The 19,155-nt window shown below is 37.1% G+C and carries 21 protein-coding genes, 1 other RNA gene and 1 pseudogene; 18 read left to right on the top strand and 5 right to left on the bottom strand.

Annotated features, from left to right (window positions below; all coding sequences use genetic code 11):
• Nucleotides 1–119: 119 nt before the first annotated feature.
• The 12 genes from glmS to ssrA all read left to right on the top strand — a co-directional run bounded on the left by glmS (nucleotide 120) and on the right by ssrA (nucleotide 9,712).
• Nucleotides 120–1,931: a glutamine--fructose-6-phosphate transaminase (isomerizing) gene (gene glmS / locus AC3B6Y_RS06950; RefSeq protein WP_489774851.1), complete on the top strand. Its 1,812-nt coding sequence runs from the start codon at nucleotides 120–122 to the stop codon at nucleotides 1,929–1,931.
• A 51-nt stretch (nucleotides 1,932–1,982) separates the two neighbouring features.
• Nucleotides 1,983–2,492, top strand: a complete 510-nt coding sequence (locus AC3B6Y_RS06955) for a VanZ family protein (protein ID WP_489790808.1) — start codon at nucleotides 1,983–1,985, stop codon at nucleotides 2,490–2,492.
• A gap of 73 nt (nucleotides 2,493–2,565) precedes the next feature.
• Nucleotides 2,566–3,294 (top strand): YebC/PmpR family DNA-binding transcriptional regulator, encoded by a 729-nt coding sequence (locus tag AC3B6Y_RS06960; protein WP_489757369.1) that lies wholly within the window; start codon nucleotides 2,566–2,568, stop codon nucleotides 3,292–3,294.
• Between the two features lie 107 nt (nucleotides 3,295–3,401).
• On the top strand, nucleotides 3,402–4,373 hold the full coding sequence (comGA, locus tag AC3B6Y_RS06965; protein ID WP_489757370.1) for a competence type IV pilus ATPase ComGA: 972 nt from the start codon (nucleotides 3,402–3,404) through the stop codon (nucleotides 4,371–4,373).
• Entirely contained in the window at nucleotides 4,342–5,340 is a 999-nt protein-coding gene (locus tag AC3B6Y_RS06970) for a type II secretion system F family protein (protein WP_489790810.1), read from the top strand. Before comGA ends, AC3B6Y_RS06970 begins: the two co-directional genes overlap by 32 nt.
• 3 nt (nucleotides 5,341–5,343) lie before the next feature.
• On the top strand, nucleotides 5,344–5,655 hold the full coding sequence (gene comGC / locus AC3B6Y_RS06975) for a competence type IV pilus major pilin ComGC (RefSeq protein ID WP_489757372.1): 312 nt from the start codon (nucleotides 5,344–5,346) through the stop codon (nucleotides 5,653–5,655).
• Entirely contained in the window at nucleotides 5,627–6,088 is a 462-nt protein-coding gene (locus tag AC3B6Y_RS06980) for a hypothetical protein (protein WP_489790812.1), read from the top strand. The genes comGC and AC3B6Y_RS06980 overlap by 29 nt, the downstream gene beginning before the upstream one ends.
• On the top strand, nucleotides 6,078–6,389 hold the full coding sequence (locus AC3B6Y_RS06985; protein WP_489769095.1) for a hypothetical protein: 312 nt from the start codon (nucleotides 6,078–6,080) through the stop codon (nucleotides 6,387–6,389). The genes AC3B6Y_RS06980 and AC3B6Y_RS06985 overlap by 11 nt, the downstream gene beginning before the upstream one ends.
• Complete coding sequence (locus tag AC3B6Y_RS06990; protein WP_489790814.1) at nucleotides 6,349–6,786, top strand: hypothetical protein; 438 nt, start codon at nucleotides 6,349–6,351, stop codon at nucleotides 6,784–6,786. The genes AC3B6Y_RS06985 and AC3B6Y_RS06990 overlap by 41 nt, the downstream gene beginning before the upstream one ends.
• Before the next feature lie 220 nt (nucleotides 6,787–7,006).
• Nucleotides 7,007–8,035 carry a class I SAM-dependent methyltransferase gene (locus AC3B6Y_RS06995; protein ID WP_489790816.1) on the top strand — a complete coding sequence of 343 codons (1,029 nt, stop codon included), beginning with the start codon at nucleotides 7,007–7,009 and terminating at the stop codon, nucleotides 8,033–8,035.
• Nucleotides 8,036–8,039: 4 nt separating this feature from the next.
• A complete protein-coding gene (locus AC3B6Y_RS07000; RefSeq protein ID WP_489757377.1) occupies nucleotides 8,040–9,227 on the top strand; it encodes an acetate/propionate family kinase in 1,188 nt (395 codons plus the stop codon).
• Nucleotides 9,228–9,343: 116 nt separating this feature from the next.
• Nucleotides 9,344–9,712: a transfer-messenger RNA gene (ssrA, locus tag AC3B6Y_RS07005) on the top strand.
• A 575-nt stretch (nucleotides 9,713–10,287) separates the two neighbouring features.
• On the opposite strand, the gene AC3B6Y_RS07010 is transcribed toward ssrA, so the two are convergent.
• The 4 genes from AC3B6Y_RS07010 to AC3B6Y_RS07025 all read right to left on the bottom strand — a co-directional run bounded on the left by AC3B6Y_RS07010 (nucleotide 10,288) and on the right by AC3B6Y_RS07025 (nucleotide 12,872).
• A complete protein-coding gene (locus AC3B6Y_RS07010) occupies nucleotides 10,288–11,205 on the bottom strand; it encodes a hypothetical protein (RefSeq protein WP_489790818.1) in 918 nt (305 codons plus the stop codon).
• Between the two features lie 106 nt (nucleotides 11,206–11,311).
• Complete coding sequence (locus AC3B6Y_RS07015) at nucleotides 11,312–11,884, bottom strand: hypothetical protein (RefSeq protein WP_489790001.1); 573 nt, start codon at nucleotides 11,882–11,884, stop codon at nucleotides 11,312–11,314.
• Between the two features lie 48 nt (nucleotides 11,885–11,932).
• A complete protein-coding gene (locus AC3B6Y_RS07020) occupies nucleotides 11,933–12,610 on the bottom strand; it encodes a DUF5067 domain-containing protein (RefSeq protein ID WP_489790820.1) in 678 nt (225 codons plus the stop codon).
• On the bottom strand, nucleotides 12,576–12,872 hold the full coding sequence (locus tag AC3B6Y_RS07025) for a hypothetical protein (RefSeq protein ID WP_489790822.1): 297 nt from the start codon (nucleotides 12,870–12,872) through the stop codon (nucleotides 12,576–12,578). Before AC3B6Y_RS07025 ends, AC3B6Y_RS07020 begins: the two co-directional genes overlap by 35 nt.
• A gap of 335 nt (nucleotides 12,873–13,207) precedes the next feature.
• Here AC3B6Y_RS07025 and AC3B6Y_RS07030 point away from each other — a divergent pair, with 335 nt between their 5' ends.
• From AC3B6Y_RS07030 to AC3B6Y_RS07040, 3 genes and pseudogenes are all read left to right on the top strand, one after another.
• Entirely contained in the window at nucleotides 13,208–14,155 is a 948-nt protein-coding gene (locus AC3B6Y_RS07030) for a nucleoside hydrolase (RefSeq protein ID WP_489790824.1), read from the top strand.
• 479 nt (nucleotides 14,156–14,634) lie between these two features.
• Nucleotides 14,635–14,964: pseudogene (locus AC3B6Y_RS07035) on the top strand (C40 family peptidase); the annotation flags it as partial.
• Between the two features lie 7 nt (nucleotides 14,965–14,971).
• A complete protein-coding gene (locus AC3B6Y_RS07040; protein WP_489757388.1) occupies nucleotides 14,972–15,160 on the top strand; it encodes a hypothetical protein in 189 nt (62 codons plus the stop codon).
• 88 nt (nucleotides 15,161–15,248) lie between these two features.
• On the opposite strand, the gene AC3B6Y_RS07045 is transcribed toward AC3B6Y_RS07040, so the two are convergent.
• A complete protein-coding gene (locus AC3B6Y_RS07045; RefSeq protein WP_489757389.1) occupies nucleotides 15,249–15,722 on the bottom strand; it encodes a nucleoside 2-deoxyribosyltransferase in 474 nt (157 codons plus the stop codon).
• 160 nt (nucleotides 15,723–15,882) lie between these two features.
• Between AC3B6Y_RS07045 and AC3B6Y_RS07050 the strand changes: the two genes are divergently transcribed.
• The 3 genes from AC3B6Y_RS07050 to AC3B6Y_RS07060 are packed head-to-tail and all read left to right on the top strand — an operon-like array spanning nucleotide 15,883 to nucleotide 19,144.
• Nucleotides 15,883–16,899, top strand: coding sequence for a zinc-binding alcohol dehydrogenase family protein (locus AC3B6Y_RS07050; protein WP_489790826.1), 1,017 nt, complete (start codon nucleotides 15,883–15,885; stop codon nucleotides 16,897–16,899).
• A gap of 47 nt (nucleotides 16,900–16,946) precedes the next feature.
• Nucleotides 16,947–17,663 (top strand): winged helix-turn-helix domain-containing protein, encoded by a 717-nt coding sequence (locus tag AC3B6Y_RS07055; RefSeq protein ID WP_489757391.1) that lies wholly within the window; start codon nucleotides 16,947–16,949, stop codon nucleotides 17,661–17,663.
• The gene (locus tag AC3B6Y_RS07060; protein WP_489790828.1) at nucleotides 17,660–19,144 is read left to right on the top strand and encodes an ATP-binding protein; all 1,485 of its coding nucleotides are present in this window, start codon (nucleotides 17,660–17,662) and stop codon (nucleotides 19,142–19,144) included. The genes AC3B6Y_RS07055 and AC3B6Y_RS07060 overlap by 4 nt, the downstream gene beginning before the upstream one ends.
• Nucleotides 19,145–19,155: the final 11 nt, after the last annotated feature.

Raw genomic sequence — 19,155 nt, forward strand, 5'->3', positions numbered from 1 at the left:
CGGTGTATACCAATTTTTCAATAAGTTGACATAATCTTTAAAAAAAGCTATTATTTCAGCTGTTCTAATCAATCAAAAAACGGATTTAGGACTATACCAATTTTTAAGGAGTAACATTTATGTGTGGAATTGTCGGCGTTGCCGGAGCTGAACAAGCAAAAACAATCTTATTAGAAGGTTTGGAAAAATTAGAATATCGGGGTTATGATTCTGCCGGAATTTATTTAACAACCACGGATCAGCAAGACTTTTTATGTAAACGCTCGGGAAAAATTAATAATCTGAAACAAGCAGTTGCCAGTTATCCTCAGGGAACTACGGGGATTGGACATACACGTTGGGCCACACATGGCCAGCCGTCGCAAGCAAATGCCCATCCACAATTTTCTAATGATGAACGCTTTTATTTAGTGCACAATGGGGTCATTAACAATAGTGCAGACTTGAAGCAAAAATACTTAGCTGATGTGGTGTTTCATAGTGAAACGGACACCGAGGTGATTGTGCAATTAGTTGCTTACTTTGTCCAGACCAAACAATTAACAACTTTACAAGCGTTACAACAGACAGTGCAATTATTGTCGGGTTCTTATGCGATTGCTTTAATGGACCGCCAAAATCCCCAACAGATCTTCTTTGCTAAAAATAAAAGTCCATTATTAATCGGCGTCGGAACTACTGCCAACTATTTATGCTCGGATGCCTTGGCAATGTTGAAGCAAACGAGTAATTTTATGGAAATTAACGATGGCGAAACGGGGATTATTACACAAGATCAAGTGCAGTTATTTGATATTGACAATCAACCTATTGAGCGAGCAACTTATCAAGTTCAGATAGCGGCCGATGACTTGTCTAAGGGTACGTATGATAGTTATATGTTAAAAGAAATTGATGAACAACCCGCTGTTTTGCGCCGAATTGTGGCTCATTATTTTGAGCAAAAACAAATTCAAATGGACCCGCAGTTATTGACAGCGCTCAAACAAAGCGATCGCCTTTATATTGTGGCGGCCGGAACAAGTTATCATGCTGGGTTAATTGGAAAGCAATTATTTGAAACTTTGGCTGATATCCCAGTGGAAGTAGCTTTAGCCAGTGAGTTCGGTTATCATATTCCCAAATTATCTGCCAAACCCTTTTTCTTATTTTTAAGTCAAAGTGGCGAAACAGCTGACAGTCGACAAGTTTTGGTTAAGATTAAAGCCCTAGGTTATCCGACGTTAACAATGACTAATGTTGCCAATTCTACATTATCACGTGAAGCAGACTTTACTTTATTGTTACATGCGGGCCCTGAAATTGCAGTAGCATCAACCAAAGCTTATACAGCCCAAATTGCCGTTCAAGCCATTTTAGCGCAAGCAGTAGGTGAAAGTAAGCAACTTAGTGCAGCGCAAACCTTTGATGTACAACAACAATTAGCTCTAGCAGCTAATGGCATGCAAACCATTGTCGATGAAAAAGATCAGATTGCCCAATTGGCGCAACAGTATTTTGATCACCAAGCAGCCGCTTTCTTTATTGGCCGTGGTAACGGTTATTATGTTTCTTTGGAAGCCGCTTTAAAATTAAAGGAAGTTTCTTACTTACACGCGGAAGGTTTTGCCGCTGGTGAATTGAAACATGGAACCATCGCTTTAATTGAACAAGAGACCCCCGTTATTGCTTTTATCACGGAAAAAGAGACGGCTAGTCATACGAGAAGTAATATTCAAGAAGTTGTCAGTCGGGGCGCAAAGCCGTTAGTGATTAGTCAAAGTAATTTGGCCTTAGCTACAGATCAAATTGTTTTTAGTGAGTTAAGCGAGCTGTTAAATGTGTTGGTAGCGATTGTTCCTGCTCAATTGTTGGCTTACTATACTGCCAAAAATCGGGGCAATGATGTTGATCAACCTCGTAATTTGGCCAAAAGTGTGACGGTGGAATAAATCTTTAGAATATATTAAAATTAATGCAGCAAATCGTTAGTTGAGGTTAAGATGAAAAAAGTACACTCACGACAAATTTGGTGGTTAATTTTAATTATAGTATTGATTATTGGAATTTTTATTAGTTCATCCATGACTTATCATCAGCAGTCACTAGTACCTTTCTTAAAGTACTATTTACCTAATCGCCCGGGCAAGCGGTTTTTACAAAACATTGATTTTGTTTATGGTCATAAGCGCCAAGCAGTGGCAACGGTTGGTTATTACAAATTAATTGAATTTGGCATTCGCAAATTAGCACATTTGAGTGTCTTTGGAATGTTAGGCATAGTGGGAACTTTATTTTTAAAAAATGAAGTTAAGCATTGGCACCTAGCTCCGTGGCTGAGTTGGTTAAGTACTACTGGTTTAGCGGGGTTAGATGAATTTCATCAATTGTTGACGAGTGGCCGCAGTCCCTTAATTCAAGATGTCATGTTGGATAGTTTGGGAGCTTTTATTGGCGCCGGATTAACCTATATTTTCTTATGGCTTTGGCAATTATGGAGAAAACGTTGCTGATAGACGTTAAATTTGGTATGATTATAAAGGTTTTGTCTATTAATTATACTAATCGGAAAGAAGGAGTAAGCGAATGTCAGGACATTCTAAATGGCATAACATTCAAGGGCGGAAAAACGCTCAAGATGCAAAGCGTGGTAAAATTTTTCAAAAGCTGTCACGTGAAATCTACATGGCAGCAAAGGGTGGTGATCCTGACCCAGCGAACAATGCTTCCTTACGTTTGGTGATGGATAAAGCTCGTGCAGCTAATATGCCGAAAGATAATATTAAACGGGCGATCGATAAAGCTTCCGGTGCTGGTGGCGCTAACTATGAAGAAATCACTTATGAAGGCTATGCTCCGGGTGGTGTGGCAGTCTTAGTTAATACATTGACTGATAATAAGAATCGGACTGCCACTTCTGTGCGAGTAGCCATTACCCGCAATGGTGGTAGTATGGGTTCTGCTGGCTCAGTGTCTTATTTATTTGATCGTAAAGGTTACATCGTCATTGATCGTTCAACAACGGATGCTGATGAAGATAAGATGCTAGAAGATTTGATGGAAGCTGGCGCTGACGACTTGGAAGTTAGTGATGACGCTTTTGAAATCTATACGGAAGCCAAAGAGTTTACGCAGGTCCGGGATGCTTTGGAAAAAATGGGTTACCAATTAGCTAATGCTACTTTAACGATGATTCCTAAGAACACGGTACCAGTTCCCGCAGATAAGCAAGAACAATTTGAACACATGATTGATCAATTAGAAGATGATGATGATGTTTCAGAAGTCTTTACGGCGGCTGCTGAAGAAGATTAAATTATTAATTAACTAAAAATTACAAATTTCTGATAAAAAACTTTTCTTAATTTTAAGAAAAGTTTTTTTGTTTTTCCGGGTATTTTTAAACTGAAAGGAGGTTAAAGATGCAACCAGAAGTTTATACCCAACAGTTGTTAGAATTTGCTTGTCAACGCGAAGTTTCGGATATTTTTTTCCTGCCCCATGGTTCCAAGTTTGCAGTGAAAATGCGTGAACTCGATGGTTTACATGATTATCAAATTTTGGATGCGGCGTTTGCTCAAGGTGTGATTAATTATTTAAAATTTAGTTCGGATATGGATATCAGTGAACACCGCCGGCCCCAAGTAGGAGCGCGAAGTTTCTCTTATCGAAAGCAACAATTAAATTTACGATTGTCAACGGTCGGCAATTTTTCCAATCAGGAATCTTTAGTGATTCGCTTACTGTATCCTTTAAAGTCTGATACTAGTCCAACACTTTTACGTAAGCAATGGGCTAAAGTAATGAATCGCCGGGGTCTGATCTTATTTAGTGGTCCAACTGGTTCGGGGAAGACAACGTCAATGTATCAATTAACGAAGCAATATGCCGCTCAGAAAATTGTATTGACGATTGAAGATCCCATTGAAATCATCGAACCGAGTTTTTTACAAATTCAAGTCAATAATCAAGCACAAATGAGTTACGCAGACTTAATCAAAACTTCATTGCGACACCGACCAGATGTTTTAATACTAGGAGAAATTAGAGATGAAACCACAGCACGCATGGCTTTAAGGGCTGCTTTGAGTGGACATTTGGTTTTATCAACGGTACATGCACGCAATAAGTATGCCGTCATTGGGCGGATGATGGAACTCGGAATTAGTCAAAGTGAAATGTATTCCGTCTTAAACTGCGTGGTTTACCAGCGGTTAGTGCCCCTAGTTAGTCAAACGGTCAAAGTTTATCAAGATGTTTTGTTAGATGATGACTTGGTGCAAGCCATTAAAATTCCGCAAAGTAATTTTGAAGATTGGCAGCAATTATTACACCATGATTATCAAAAGGGATTGATTAGTGATGAAGTTTTTGAACAATTACAGACCGGTTAAATTGACGGTAGCCCAACAAGCACAATTTTTATCCACATTGGCTAAATTAGTTAAAAATGGCTTTTCGATAGAAATTGCACTACTATCGTTAAAAATAATTTATCCGCAACAAAAGCAGGTTTTGAACCAAGTTTTGCAAAGGTTAAACGCGGGAATGCTGTTAGATCAAGCTTTAATTGTGACAGGACTATCCAAAACAATTATTAGTCAAATAACGATTGCGGATATTCACGGTAATTTGGTGCGCTGCTTAGAAGAAAATGCCGCAACCTTAAAGACGCGGCAAAAAAATACTCGGACAATTTTGAATTTATTAGCTTATCCAATATTTTTGTTGATTAGTTTAGCAACATTATTAGTTTTTTTAAAAGTTGAATTGGCCCAACAATTACCTAAAATTCATTTATCTATCTGGAGTAAGGTAATTCTCGGAATTTTAGGTTTAATAATTGTTGGTGGTTTATTAACAGAATTGTTTTATTTACGGCGATTGCCAGAATTAAAGCAAGCTTTGCATAAATTACACTGGCCAATTGTAGGACGTATTTATCAAAATTATTATCAGTATGTTTTGTTGACGTCTTTAGCGACTTTTTTAAAAAGTGGTTTGTCCTTGCAAGAAATTTTGCAAGCAGCCCAAAAGTTAACACCCGGATCGATTCAATATGATTTGGCCCAGCAGATTCAACAGCAAATCATTCACGGTCTTTCTTTGAAAGAAATTGTTAAAACGAGTCCGCTATTACCGAAAGAGATTAATATTGCCGTGAATTTGGGGCATGCGACATTACAATTAGCGATTGAATTACAAACTATTGCTGAATTAAAGTATCAACAAGTTCAACAACAAATTCAACGGTTAATTAATCAAATCCAGCCCTTCTTTTTCATAATAGTTGCGGTCATGATCCTAGGAACATATTTAAGCATTCTCTTACCAATTTATGCCATGATGAAAGGATTGTAGATCATGAAGAAAAAATTGACGAAAAAGCAGTCTGCCTTTACCTTGATCGAAATGGTGATCGTCTTGTTTATTATTTCGCTATTATTATTAATCATTATTCCAAATATTAATACGCAAAAACACTCGGCGCAGTCCAAAACTGATAATGCCTTTAAATCAACTTTACAAACCCAGGTTGATATGTACGACGATGGTAATAATGTTAGTTGGGATCAATTAGAACAAGATCATTATTTATCAGCAGCACAAGCTAAAAAAGCCAAGGGAGATGGCTATACCATTGAAAATGGCACCGTTCAAGGACCTAAGAAATAGTCAAGCAGCTTTCACTTTGTTAGAAGCAGTCATCACGTTAGGTTTAGTGTGTACTATTTTGTTAATTCCGACTAATGACTACCATGAACAATTAGTCGACCAACAAGAACAGCTAGCCTTAGTTAAGTTTGAATATAATTGGCACACTGCCTTAAAAACGGTCTTTATAACGAAGCATTCATGTACCATTTTGTTAGATAATCAAGCTCATCGAATTTATTTTCGCAGCCTTGGTCTGCCCAATGGTCAAACAATCGTTCAAGATTTTCCGCAGAGTATGACCTTTGAGTTTGATACGAATCATGGACGAGCATTAAAGTTAGAAATCGCTGGTGATGCGATAGTTTCACCAGCAACGATTGTTTTTTTTACCAAAAATAAAAAGTATATTTATAAAATTCAAATGGGATGGGGGCAATTAATTGCCACATAAACGGCAGGCGGCTTTTTTATTACTTGATAGTATGCTGGGGTTCTTCTTAGTTTTGCAAGCGATTAGTATTATACCCTTGTGCATTTTACCAACGCAAACGAAATTGCATGAAACGCAGCGCCAGACGGGTCTGAAAATCGCGCTGTATCAAAAATTACAACAACCAAATTTACAACAAATTACACTTGATAATCGACAGTATACGTTTAATCAACAAACGGATTTAATTAAAGTATCTTGTCAAAATGTAGGTCTAACTTATGATACTCAAACAAAGACATTCCGCTTTTTTACTCAGTGAAGTATTAGTCTCCTTATTTATTTCAATGTTGACTTTTTCTTGCATTGCTTATTTTCTAACAACTTATCATGAACAAAAACTCAGTTTGTTTCGGGCGAGTAGTGATTGGGTGGTAGCGATTCTGGAACTGGAGGAAATTAGCCAGCATGCTAGTATTCAACAAGCAACACCTACCAAAGTAGTGATAAAAACGGATGAGCAGGCTAAATTGCCGCACAAAATCTATCAATTACAGATTTATCATGATATGTTACGACTCACCGGTGTGAGCCAGGGTCACATGCCATTATTAATTAAGCAAAAAAATTTGCATTTAGAAGTTAAAAATCAAATTTTACAAATAAAAGCCATTGACCAGTATCGTCGAAAGTGGGAATATTATGTTGACTTCCAATAAGCAACATCATTTAAAACAGCAGGCTATGGTATCAATTAGTGCAATTTTTTTATTGAATGTTGAATGTTTATTCTTGATAGTCTATTTGAATTTTTACCAGTCGGAATTACACACACAACGTCAATTAGATCAGCTTTATACGGAAAAAATTATAAACTTTGCTAATTGAAGTAACTTCCGCTAAGATATTATGGAAGTGTGAAGTGAAAGGAAGACGACTATGAGTCAAACTCAAGCTCGGATTCAACAAATTTATCAATTTGTGGATCAAACGACGCAAGAATTAAAACAAGATTTACGGGTGACTTATCAAGATGCCTTATCCGAAAATATTTTAAATATTTTGAGTCAAGCAACTTTTATTGAGGATGGTTTTCCGAATGAAGAGCAGGCTAAGAGTTTAAATCAACAATATCAAAATTTTGATTTAACGACTTTTAGTACTAAGGAAGTCAAGGAAGCACTAGACTTAGCAATTATTAAGGCACAGCGGTTGGATCAAGTCGATGTCAATCATTTAATGACACCTAATATTATTGCCACTCTTTGTTCCTTAGTAATTACAGAAGTGTTTCAGCAGTATCCGAAAAAAGTTTTGCAGACCATGGATCCAGCGATTGGCACGGGTAATTTGCTGTACCAAACTAATCATGAATTACAGCACAGCACAGAGCTGAGTTTACAAATGTATGGCTTGGACAATGATGATCAAATGTTGATGCTGGCTGATGCGGTTAGTCAAGCAATTAAAGTTTCTGTTGACTTATATCATCAAGATGCGGTTGCTGATTGGTTATTGAGCGATTTTGACTTGATCTTGTCGGATTTACCGGTAGGCTATTATCCGGTTGATGATAATGTTGTTAATTTTCAAACTAAGGCCCAAAAAGGACATTCGTATGCTCATCATCTTTTGATGGAGCAGGCAATGAAAAATGTGCAGCCTGGTGGAATCGGTATCTTTGTTGTGCCGTCGCAAATTTTTCAAACAGAACAAGCCAAACACTTGGCAGAGTGGATGGTTCAAGATGTATACTTACAAGCAGTTTTAAGCTTACCTACGAAATTGTTTGCGAGCGCAGAAGCTGCCAAATCATTGGTAGTGTTACAACGGCACGGTGCTTTGGCACAACAATCTCCCGAAGTTTTGATGGGGCAAATTCCTAATTTAGATGATGCGCAAGATTTAACACAATTTAAACAACAATTGCAAACTTGGAGTCAGAAAACTTTTCAGTGGGGAGAGTAGTGTTATGCGTAAAGTCTTAGTAGTTAATTCTGGTAGTTCAACTTTGAAGTTTAAGTTGTTTAATATGCCAGATGAACAAGTTGTTGCGAAAGGAATGGTTGACCGGTTAGGTAGTGATCAATCAACATTTGAAATTACTTATGATGGTCAAAAGCATACGCAACAATTACCAATTAAGTCGCACAGTGCAGCAGTTGATTTACTAATCAAACAATTGTTAGCATTGAAGGTAATTGATAGTATCCAAGATATTTCAGGAGTTGGTCACCGTGTGGTTTCTGGTGGTCCGGTGTTCAGTGATTCAGTTGTTTTGTCAGAAGATAACTTGGCAAAATTAGCCACAATTGATGAATACGCGCCATTGCATAATCCAGCGGAACGTAAAGGTGTGGAAGCTTTTAACCAAATCCTACCAGGGGTACCACAGGTGGCAGTGTTTGATACAACGTTCTATCATAACTTACCTGAAATGAATAAGATTTACTCAATTCCCCGTGAATTAGATAAAAAGTATGGTGCTCATCGTTATGGTGCTCACGGAACTAGCCATAATTACGTCTCACACGAAACAGCCAAACTGTTAAATGTTGATTATGATAAATTAAAGATGATTACTTTGCATATGGGGAGCGGTGTTTCAGTCACAGCCATTAAAGATGGGCAAGCCTTTGATACATCAATGGGCTTTACACCAATCGCTGGAGTGACAATGAGTTCGCGTGCTGGTGATATTGATGTATCATTGGTGGCGTTCTTAATGGAAAAATTGCAAATTACTGATATGCAAGAAATGATTAACCTGTTAAATAATGAATCTGGCTTAAAGGGGATTTCTGGAATTTCACCCGATATGCGGGATTTGATTGCGGCGCGCAAGACTAACCCAGATGCCCAATTAGCGATTGATGTCTTTATTAACCGCATTGTGAAATATGTTGGTAGTTATATTGCAGAAATGCAGGGTGTTGATGTCTTAGTCTTTACCGCTGGGATGGGCGAAAATAATCCCCATATTCGTGAAAAAGTTATGAATGCTTTTAGCTTTATGGGTGTCAAAGCTGATCATGATGCTAATTACGATGGTCATGGGGCCCGAGTAATTTCTGCTCCTGATTCAAAGATTAAAGCGCTAGTCGTTCCAACTGATGAAGAGTTAATGATTGCGCGGGAGTTTGCGCGGTTAGTTAAATAGTTATTTAAACATTGAACTTGATGAAAGATGAGATCTTAAGTGGGGTCTCATCTTTTTTGATGTTTGAAAATTGAAATTGGTTCTAAAACATGATAAAATTTGATTATTAAAATTAAGGGGATGTTATGGATTCGACATATGTAGTTGAGCATTGGTTGCATCTCGTAGGTTACGGCTACGTAAAAACGTTACAGTTAAATTATAACTGCAAAAAATAATAACAATTCTTACGCTTTAGCTGCTTAATCACAGTTTAAAGTGTGATCCAGTCAATTTTGCCTAAGGGTTGATCCTGGGTCTCAAATAATTAGGCTACGTTTGATTGTGCTACCTGAGCAATTAAAAAGAGATTAGTAGGTTAGCCGTTAAGGTTAGCCTGGTTACACGGCGCGCTTAACGGTGAACTTTAAATAGTGTAGCTATGGATGTAGAGACTAATGTGGCAGTATGTATGGACAGGAGTTCGATTCTCCTCATCTCCATTGCAACTTTTTCAATTTTATAAAAACACCTTCAAATTCAATATTTGAGGGTGTTTTTTTGTTACATTTATAAATGTCAATCGGTTTAATTTTATTTCGAATTTTGGGTTACTTTAGTTGGCTATTGCTTATTTTCTGGTTTGAATGATCAGTTGCGTGTTTATAAATATTCATGATTATTTATGTGTTAGAGTGTCTCAAACATTATTAGAATTAGGGGTAATGCACGGATTCTTATTATATAACAGGTTGGCGTGAGTGTTACAGATTTCATTTGTGTCACCTTTTACAAAGCAATAATTTTTTAAACTTTACTTAGCGAATATGGGATCATGTTTTAGGAAATGGTTAATTGATTGACTTGCATAATATCTAAATTGAGTTATTTTTGAGTTTTTTGCACCATTAATTTAACAAATTGACGGTTACAGAGTCCAAAACTATTGTTCTACTAGAATAGAGTCTTAACTTTTGTGTGGCTGGATGAAGACTTGGAGTATTATTACTTAGATGATGATGAAAATATGGTTTATGACATGCCAGAAGTTAATATGGCTAACCAATTATCACGTTTAATCTCATTTATTAACTGATGGCAAGTAATATTCATTAAAAACATCAGTTATTCCATTTAATAGTTGATCACAGATCCCCTTAGATGTATAGCCAGAGTTATGGTGATCGACAGAATTTCTTAAGTGAAAAAGAGCATCGAAGAATGTTTGTTGACGTGAATCAATATTAATAGGTGGTTGAGTAAATACTTTAAGATAATCCGATGCGGTTGGATTTCTACTGTTTAATTTTTTCTCTAAGTTATAATTATAAATAGTAAGTAACATCAGATGTTCCAAACAGCTGCCTATACCTGTAGCACAAATAAACCATTTTTCATGTTCATAAGCAAAAAGACATTGATTAAATTCATCTGTAAATTGATCATCATTTATAGATTTAAGCATGTCATTAAAATGATATTTATCTACAAATATTTGTTTATTTGAAAAAGAAAAGCTTTCAATACTGTTTCTTTTTTCTAGATTCTTTTTAGAATTATTATATTCCATAGTTACAAATCTTTTAATATATTGTTTTAAAAACTCAAGTAAATGCTCTTGAAATGTTTCTTTGCTTGTATAGTTATTCATACTCCAAAATCTGTAATCAATGCTATTTTGTATAATATCTTCAGGATTAGCTTCTAGATTTACGCTATTTTCCAATATATACATAAGTCTTTCTTTGAACACTGTTAGATTTTCAAATTCAAAATTTTTTGTTTCTTTCAATAAATCAATATAAATAAAGTCATCTTCTTTATTATCCGCTGCAAATATAAGATAAGCGTTGCTATTCACGTCGTCCAATGAGTCGTGAACTTTGGTTATATAAAATCTAAGCTTTTTATTTTGCGACCAGCTAAAGCGCGTTAAATCATCGTCAGATATTCCGATATATTGTAATTGTTCTGAGTATTTTTCTTTCATTTGTGTCAAAATATCGTGCTTGTCAACTGTCTGTTCGCCTATGTGCATTAACCTTACCTCGTAATTAATTAGTTAGTTTTGGACGTATGTAATCCCCGAAAGGGGGAGTTATCCTTTAATATCCGTTAGTATCGTCATAGTCATAACTAGCGTTAGCATTCACTTCATCAATAGCTTGCTGTCCTTTATCTGTTGGTGTACCGTCAGCATTCAAATAACCATTCTGTTTCTCCCAGTCAATCTGTCCTTGAACCCAAGCGTCGGGACTACCATCGGGATTGGAACCAGCCGCATGGTCTTGACCGGGTAATAGTGGATTGCCGTTTGGATCGTAACCGCGTTGCATATTTATTTGACTTTGAGTTAACGGTTGCTGTTGCTGGCTTTGCTGACCACTATTCTGTTGTTGGTCTTGCTGTGGCTGTTGAGTCTGAGCTTGACTATTATCATTAGCTTGCTGATTTTGTGCAGTTTGATTATCAGCCGACTGTTGAGCTTGTTTATTGGTTTTCTTAGCTTTTTTTCTGACTGTTTTAGTTTTCTCTTTGTGTATTCTATTACTACTTTTTGATTTTTTAACGTGTTCAGTTTTTGATTGGTTCGTCTTGGTGCTAGATTTAGTTGAAGAGCAGCCTACTAAACCTAGTGTGATTAAGGTAGCAGTTAATACTGTACATATTTTCTTCATGTGGTTGCCTCCGTAACATTTACTAAATTACAAAAAAATAACGATACATTATTGATTGTTATAATTCAGAGGGATTTTGATTGTGCCTAATTTGGTGTCGCTTTCTTCATCTTTGGCATTAAATAATAAAGGACTTTCGTTGTTTGCTAGTTCTAAAACTGCAACACCTTGTGCTTGGGTTTTCGGTTTTAATTTTGATTCAGAGCTATCCTTATCTAATTGTTCATAATCTGGGTGTGCATCTTCCCAATCACTATCCACTATACCCATATCCAAGTCTTTATACGAATCTCCATCATCTTGTTGCCAATCGCCAGCATCAAGCATCAATGAATAAGCATCTTGAGGTTCATCTGATAAATTAGTGGCATTGTAATAAACTAAAATAGTGGATTTACCTTCGTATCCCGGTACTATTTGAGCACTAGTAAACTGAATTTTCTCATCAGAAGTTCGTACAGTCATGTTTTTCTTATCAATCATTGGCATAGTTTTTTTAATTTCATCAGCAACTTTATCAAAATGTGCCATAGACTTTCTATAAGGAGATAACTTTTTATCTTTAATATTAATTCCTAGCGCTTTACGAGATTTGCCTAAGTAAGGTGCCATTGCATTAATCTCAGCGTTTGCTTCCTTAAAATCAGACTCTTCAAATGCAACAGATGAATTATGGAGATATTTATTTAATTTAAGTACATTTTTTTTCTGTTTTTGTTTGTTCACTATTCTTAAGTTTTTTAATCGTTATGCTAGTGAATTTTTTTGCTTTCTCTGCGGATGGCTTAGTTAAATTTTGGTTTGTTTGCATGCTATCGGCGTATTTTTCATAAACAGCACCAGTTAAATTGGTGTCCTTGTAAACTATTTCTTTCAATTCGCTCTTGCTGATTTTTGTTTCTTGCTGTTGGCTGTTATTACTGCCACAACCAGCTAATATGCTAGCAGCCATTAAACCTATGACTGATGCTTTTAATCCATTCTTCATTTAAATTCCCCCTCAATACAGCTTTTAAAGTCAATCAGTTTTGGACTATCATAGTTATTAATTCTAATGATTTTTAGCTTATCATTAATATAATCTAAAATAACGCTTACATATAAATTTAAATAAAACTCTATTTATTTACCTTAATTCAATTAATTCACGAATAATACAAATGTTTTTGCTAATTACTAATATATCATGATATTTACATTTAATTCCAAACAACTTTCTTAAAGCACCTTAATGATCTAAAGTTTAACCTCAAAAAGATTTTACTTGACGATTTTATGAGACCTGTGTCATTCTTATCTTAAATAATTAGGAGGCTTTCATTCATGCGTAATGTTTATTTAAATCACGATGGTAATGTTGACGATTTAGTTTCATTGTTACTGCTCTTACAGATGCCCGATGTTAACGTCATTGGCGTTGGTGTCACTGATGCCGATGGTTATGTGGATCCCGCTGCTAGTGCTTCACAGAAAATTATTGATACGTTTGGGCAAGCTGGACGCCGACCAGCATCAGTTGCTAAATCAGACTCCCGGGCGGCTCATCAATTTCCTAAAGAGTGGCGCTTGAGTGCTTTTTCGTTTGATGATTTTCCAATTTTAAATGAACATGGCGCACCCAAAACGCCCATTGCTGCTAAGCCAGCGCATTTGGATATGATTGATAAGATTCAAGCTGCTAGTGCACCAATTACGTTGGTCATGACTGGTCCCTTATCCGATTTAGCGCGGGCCCTTGATGAAGATCCCAGCATTGTTAATAAGATTGACCGGTTATATTGGATGGGCGGAGCTTTGAATAGTCAAGGTAACGTTTTTGAACCGGGCGCTGATGATACGATGGAATGGAATGCCTATTGGGACCCGATTGCTGTCAAAAAAGTATGGGATTCCGGTTTAAAAATCACGATGGTTGGTTTAGACAGTACGGATCAAGTTCCTTTGACAAAAGAGTTGCGGTTACGTTGGGCAAAACAGCGCCAGTATCCAATTTTAGATTTAATTGGTCAGGGCTATTCTTTGGTGCATTCGTTTGAAGCTAATTCAATCTATTACTTATGGGATGTGCTGACCACGTTGTTAAGCAATTATCCTGAATTGGCGGATTCTAAAGTGGTTAAGTCAGACGTTTCCACCACTGGAGCTTCCCAAGGTCGAACTTATCAAACGGACCAAGGTCGCGAAGTAACGTTCGTAACGAATGTTGATGCCGAAGCTTTCTACGACAAGATTGATGAATTAGCTAAAATTAATTATTCAGCTCAGAAATAAAGTTCAATCATTTAATAGCGTATTGCTGCGTCGTTTGTAGGCGCTGAACACGCTATTTTGCTGTTAAAGGATCTGTGGTTATTTTTAATACAGCTAGCGTGGATATAAACAAAAATTAGCTGCAAATTATTTGTGAAAAAGCTTGCACCGATGCTTGTTAAATTATAAACTGAACTTAAATAAATCATTAAGGGGTTTATGATTTAATGATATTAAAAAAATTTATTAGACGGTCAGTTTTAATCACAATTTTAGGAGTTGCTGGTGTCAGTGGTTCTGTTGTTCATGCAGAGACAGGCACAACACCAATTATTAAAGTTGAAAATACGTTAGCACAAACGCAAACTTTACCAGTTCCGGAAATTAATGTTAATTCGACTGATTATCAAATTCACGAAAAGCAAATGCGGGGCGAGATTACCGATATTCCTAATTTACAATTGCCACCGATGGCGCAAAATAACGAGTTTGTTCAATTAGCTAATCGCTATATTGGAGTGCCATATGTTTATGGGGGTACTACACCTGCAGGATTTGATTGTTCTGGATTAGTTCAATATGTGGGGCGCCAGTTGGGTCTAGCTTTGCCACGAACTTCGCAAGAACAGAGTTTAGTGGGACAGTATGTGCCATTAGATCAATTACAGGTTGGTGACCTCATCTTTTGGGGCGCACCCGGGAGTGCTGAACATGTGGGAATTTATGCCGGTAATGGTGAGTATATTCATGCTCCTCAGCCAGGAGAAAAGGTTCGGGTAGGCCAATTTAAATGGTTTAAACCAGATTTTGGTCGCCGATTAAGTAATTGAGGCACAGATGTTAAAAATATTAAGTGCAATTTTTATTATTAGTTTAAGCATTTGGCAATTCTACCGGATTTATCAAAATGCTAAGCGGCCTATAGGTAAACAATTTCAAATGATTTGGCGAGTGGCACAAATTGGTAACTTAGTGTTGGCCATTCTGTTATTGATACTGGGTGGTCGAATTTTGTTCATAACTTAATTTACAAAGTAAAAAAAGTCCCTTAATTATTAGATTTGTTGTAATCTAATTACCAAGGGGCTCTTTTAATGTTATGAATTTTTAAAAGTTAATAACAAGTTCCAGGATAAACTTGATAAGTGATGTTATTAAAGTCAAAGGTTGCTAATTGACTCAACGTAATATAACAAGTGGCACTAGGAATCAGCATTAAGTTGATGGCTTCTTGATTATCGTCGGGAATGACGGCGACAATAGGTTTGTGATTAGCATAGGCATAACCGTATTCAAAAGCCATCCCAGTGTCTGCATGTGTTGGTAAAAACATGCCACAGACTACGTCAGAACGATCAATTCCTGCGAGATCACCACGAAAAGTGCCAATTTGCCATAAAGGATCAGCCAACATTTCTGGTTGTTTGGTCACGTCGACATCATTAAATTGGTGTTCCAGTGGTCGAAAACTATTTTCCCAATCAACCGTTGGGTTTTGTGCTAAAGCGGCTTGACCTTGCTGCATATATTGTTCTTCTTCCGGACTAAACCAAGAACAAGCCAAGTAGAGTGATTTTTTTTGGGTCATGAGAAAACTCCTATCAAGATAAATTAAGTATAATGAATTAATTATAGCGTATTTTAGTCAAAAAACCATGCGGTTGTGCTAAAAGAAAAATTTGGAGTAGCAATTGTTTAATCAACGTTAGTTATTAAAATTTTAAGTAGTATTTTAAGGAGGAATTGCGATGTTAAGTTTAGCAATGGGTTCAGATAATTATTACCCAGTTACAGATGACCGGTGTTTTCAAAAGACGGAGTTGACTTTGCCAACGATAAAAGCGAATGATTTGTTGGTGGAAGTCTTAGCGACTGCTGTCAATCCGATTGATATTGCGACGCGTAAAACATTACACGCTTTAAAGCAACCTCGCGTTTTGGGATTTGATGCTGTTGGTATTATTCAACAAGTTGGTTCCGCCGTTCGAGATTTTCATCCTGGAGAGCGGGTCTTTTACGCCGGCGATCTGAAGCGACCGGGTAGTAATGCCCAATTACAAGTGGTCGATCAGCGCTTAGTAGCGTTAGCTCCCCAAAAATTGTCCGTGGCTCAAAGTGCTGCTATGCCTTTAACTGCTCTGACAGCCTATGAATTACTTTTTGAAAAATTACATTTAACGTTGAATACCTTAGCTAATCAAGCTAAATCTATTCTTATTATTAACGGTGCTGGTGGTGTTGGTTCAAGTGCGATTCAATTAGCTAAGTTGTGTGGCTTGCAGGTTTGGGCGACGGCTTCACGCCCAGAAGCTGTCGCTTGGGTCCAAAAGTTAGGAGCAGATCATGTTTTAGATCATCATCAAGATTTAGTGTCGCAAGCACACCAGCAACAGTTTGACTATATTTTAGTTTTGAGTGATGTCGATGCGCATTGGCAAGAGATTATTCAACTCATTCAACCAGCAACTGGCATGATTGGCACAATTACTAATATGAGTCAGCACCAGATTAACGATTTAAAACGGTTAAGTGTTAGCTTTTGCTGGGAGTGGATGTTTGCGAAAAGTTATTATCAAACTCCAAATTTGGCTTCACAAGGTCAGTATTTGCGCCAAATTGCAGCCTGGCTGGATCAAGGCTTACTGCACTCCACGTTAACCAAAGAAATCACTGGATTTGAAGTTGCGAGTTTGCAACACGCAACCCAGCTGGTAGAAAGTCAACATACCACGGGAAAGGTTGTGTTGACGTATGGTAAGCCTTAAACTGTATTCTATAAGTAAGATTTGAATAATTGATGTGGAGATAATTTATGAAATTATTAATGATTGAGGATAATAAATCTGTTTCCGAAATGATGTCGATGTTTTTTCAAAAAGAAAATTGGGACGTTCATTTTGCTTATGATGGTAATGAAGCGGTAGAGATGTTTAATCAAGAGCCAAATTCCTGGGATTTGATTACTTTGGATCTGAATTTACCCGGTAAAGATGGCTTAGAAGTGGCTAAAGAGATTCGCCAAAAATCGGCCAGTGTGCCGATTATTATGTTGACGGCCCGTGATTCTGAAAGTGATCAAGTTTTAGGTTTGGAATATGCGGATGAATATGTCACGAAACCGTTTAGCCCGATTACCTTAATTGCTCGGATTAAAGCCTTGCATCGGCGCAGTGAATTAACTGATACCGAAACCACCACGGCTAGTGATAAAAATTTTGATATTCAAACTAAATATTTCAAACTGAATAGTAATACTCGTGAAGCTTATTTAATGCAACAAGAAATTCCTAATTTAACTCCTAAAGAGTTTGATTTGTTGAAAACTTTGGCCAATAAGCCTCGCCAAGTTTTTTCGCGGGAACAATTGTTACAACAAGTTTGGGGCTATGATTATTTTGGTGATGAGCGGACGGTTGATGCCCATATTAAAAAATTACGCCAAAAAATTGAACAAGTCGGTCCCCAAGTGATTCAAACTGTTTGGGGAGTAGGTTATAAGTTTGACGATTCGGATTTAGGTGCATCATGAAATTAATCTATCAATATATGTTAGGTTTTTTGATCGTCGTGGGAACTTGTCTAGGAGTTATCTCCATTGCGGTTTATAGCTATAGTGAAAATATGGCTTATCGTCAAACCTGGGTGCAATTGGAGGGCTATTCAGATAACTTACAAAAAATGGCGCTCAAAGTGAATCCCCGCACGGGCAATATTGATAACATTACCGCAGACACTTTAGAATCAATGCAAGAAGTTTTGGCAGACCAAAAGGTTAATTTTGTCATGTTTGATAAAACGGGTAGTGAGATTTATCCGAATCGAACGCAACGGCCGGTAATTGATCACCACACGTTAAAATTATTAAAAGCGGGAAACGTTATTCGCGAGCGCAATAGTCATGAAAACGAAAGGCCGCGAGTTTATAATAAGCAGCCGATGACTTATATTATGAAGCCTTGGTTTGATCATAATAATAAATTAGTGGCGGTGTTATTGGCTGGTTCGGAAGTATCAGCGATTCAAACCAGTATTAATACGATTAAACATAACTTATTAATAGCATTATTAATTTCGGTGTTAATTGCTTTGGTTATGAGTTGGTATTTGGCTAATTGGCAAGTCAAACGGATTGATAAATTACGGCGTGCGACTAAACAAGTCGCGGGTGGCGATTTTGATGTCCAAATTGCTGCGGATGGTCAAGACGAACTGGATGATTTGGCCAATGATTTTAATGCGATGACTTTATCATTACAAGAGTCTGATCAAGAAATTAAACGCCAAGAACAACGTCGCAAAGAGTTTATGGCCGATGCTTCGCACGAGATGCGCACACCGTTAACGACAATTAATGGGTTATTAGAGGGCTTGGCTTATGATGCTATTCCCGAGGATCAGCGTGAGCATAGTATCCAATTAATGCGCAATGAAACTAAACGTTTGATTCGCTTAGTTAATGAGAATTTGGATTATGAAAAAATTCGGACTAACCAAATTCCGTTACATCAACGAACTTTTAATGCCACTGATTGTCTAAATAATATTATTGCGCAATTAAAAGAAAAGGCGGAATCGGCACAGGATCAATTAATTTTGCAGGCACCGGAGAAGTTAGATGTTTATGCGGATTATGATCGGTTTATTCAAGTAGTTTTTAATATTACCCAAAATGCTATTCAATTTACCCAACAGGGTTGGATCAAAATGACAGCTTGGCATGATGACCAACAACAGGCCGTCATGATTACGATTAGTGATAATGGCATTGGCATGAGTGAAGATCAAGTGAAAAACATTTGGGAACGCTATTATAAAGCTGACCCATCCCGCAAAAATACCAAATATGGCGAATCAGGGTTAGGGTTAGCCATTGTGCACCAGTTAATGCAACAACATCAAGGTAAAATCCAAGTCCATAGCCGGTTAGAAAAAGGCACGACGTTTACGTTGACGTTTTATGATGAAGATAAGTTGTCTGCAGCCAAAAAAAGTGGTCCCCAAGGCGCTTAGTAGCCGACTAG

The organism is Bombilactobacillus sp. ESL1092, assembly GCF_058107465.1.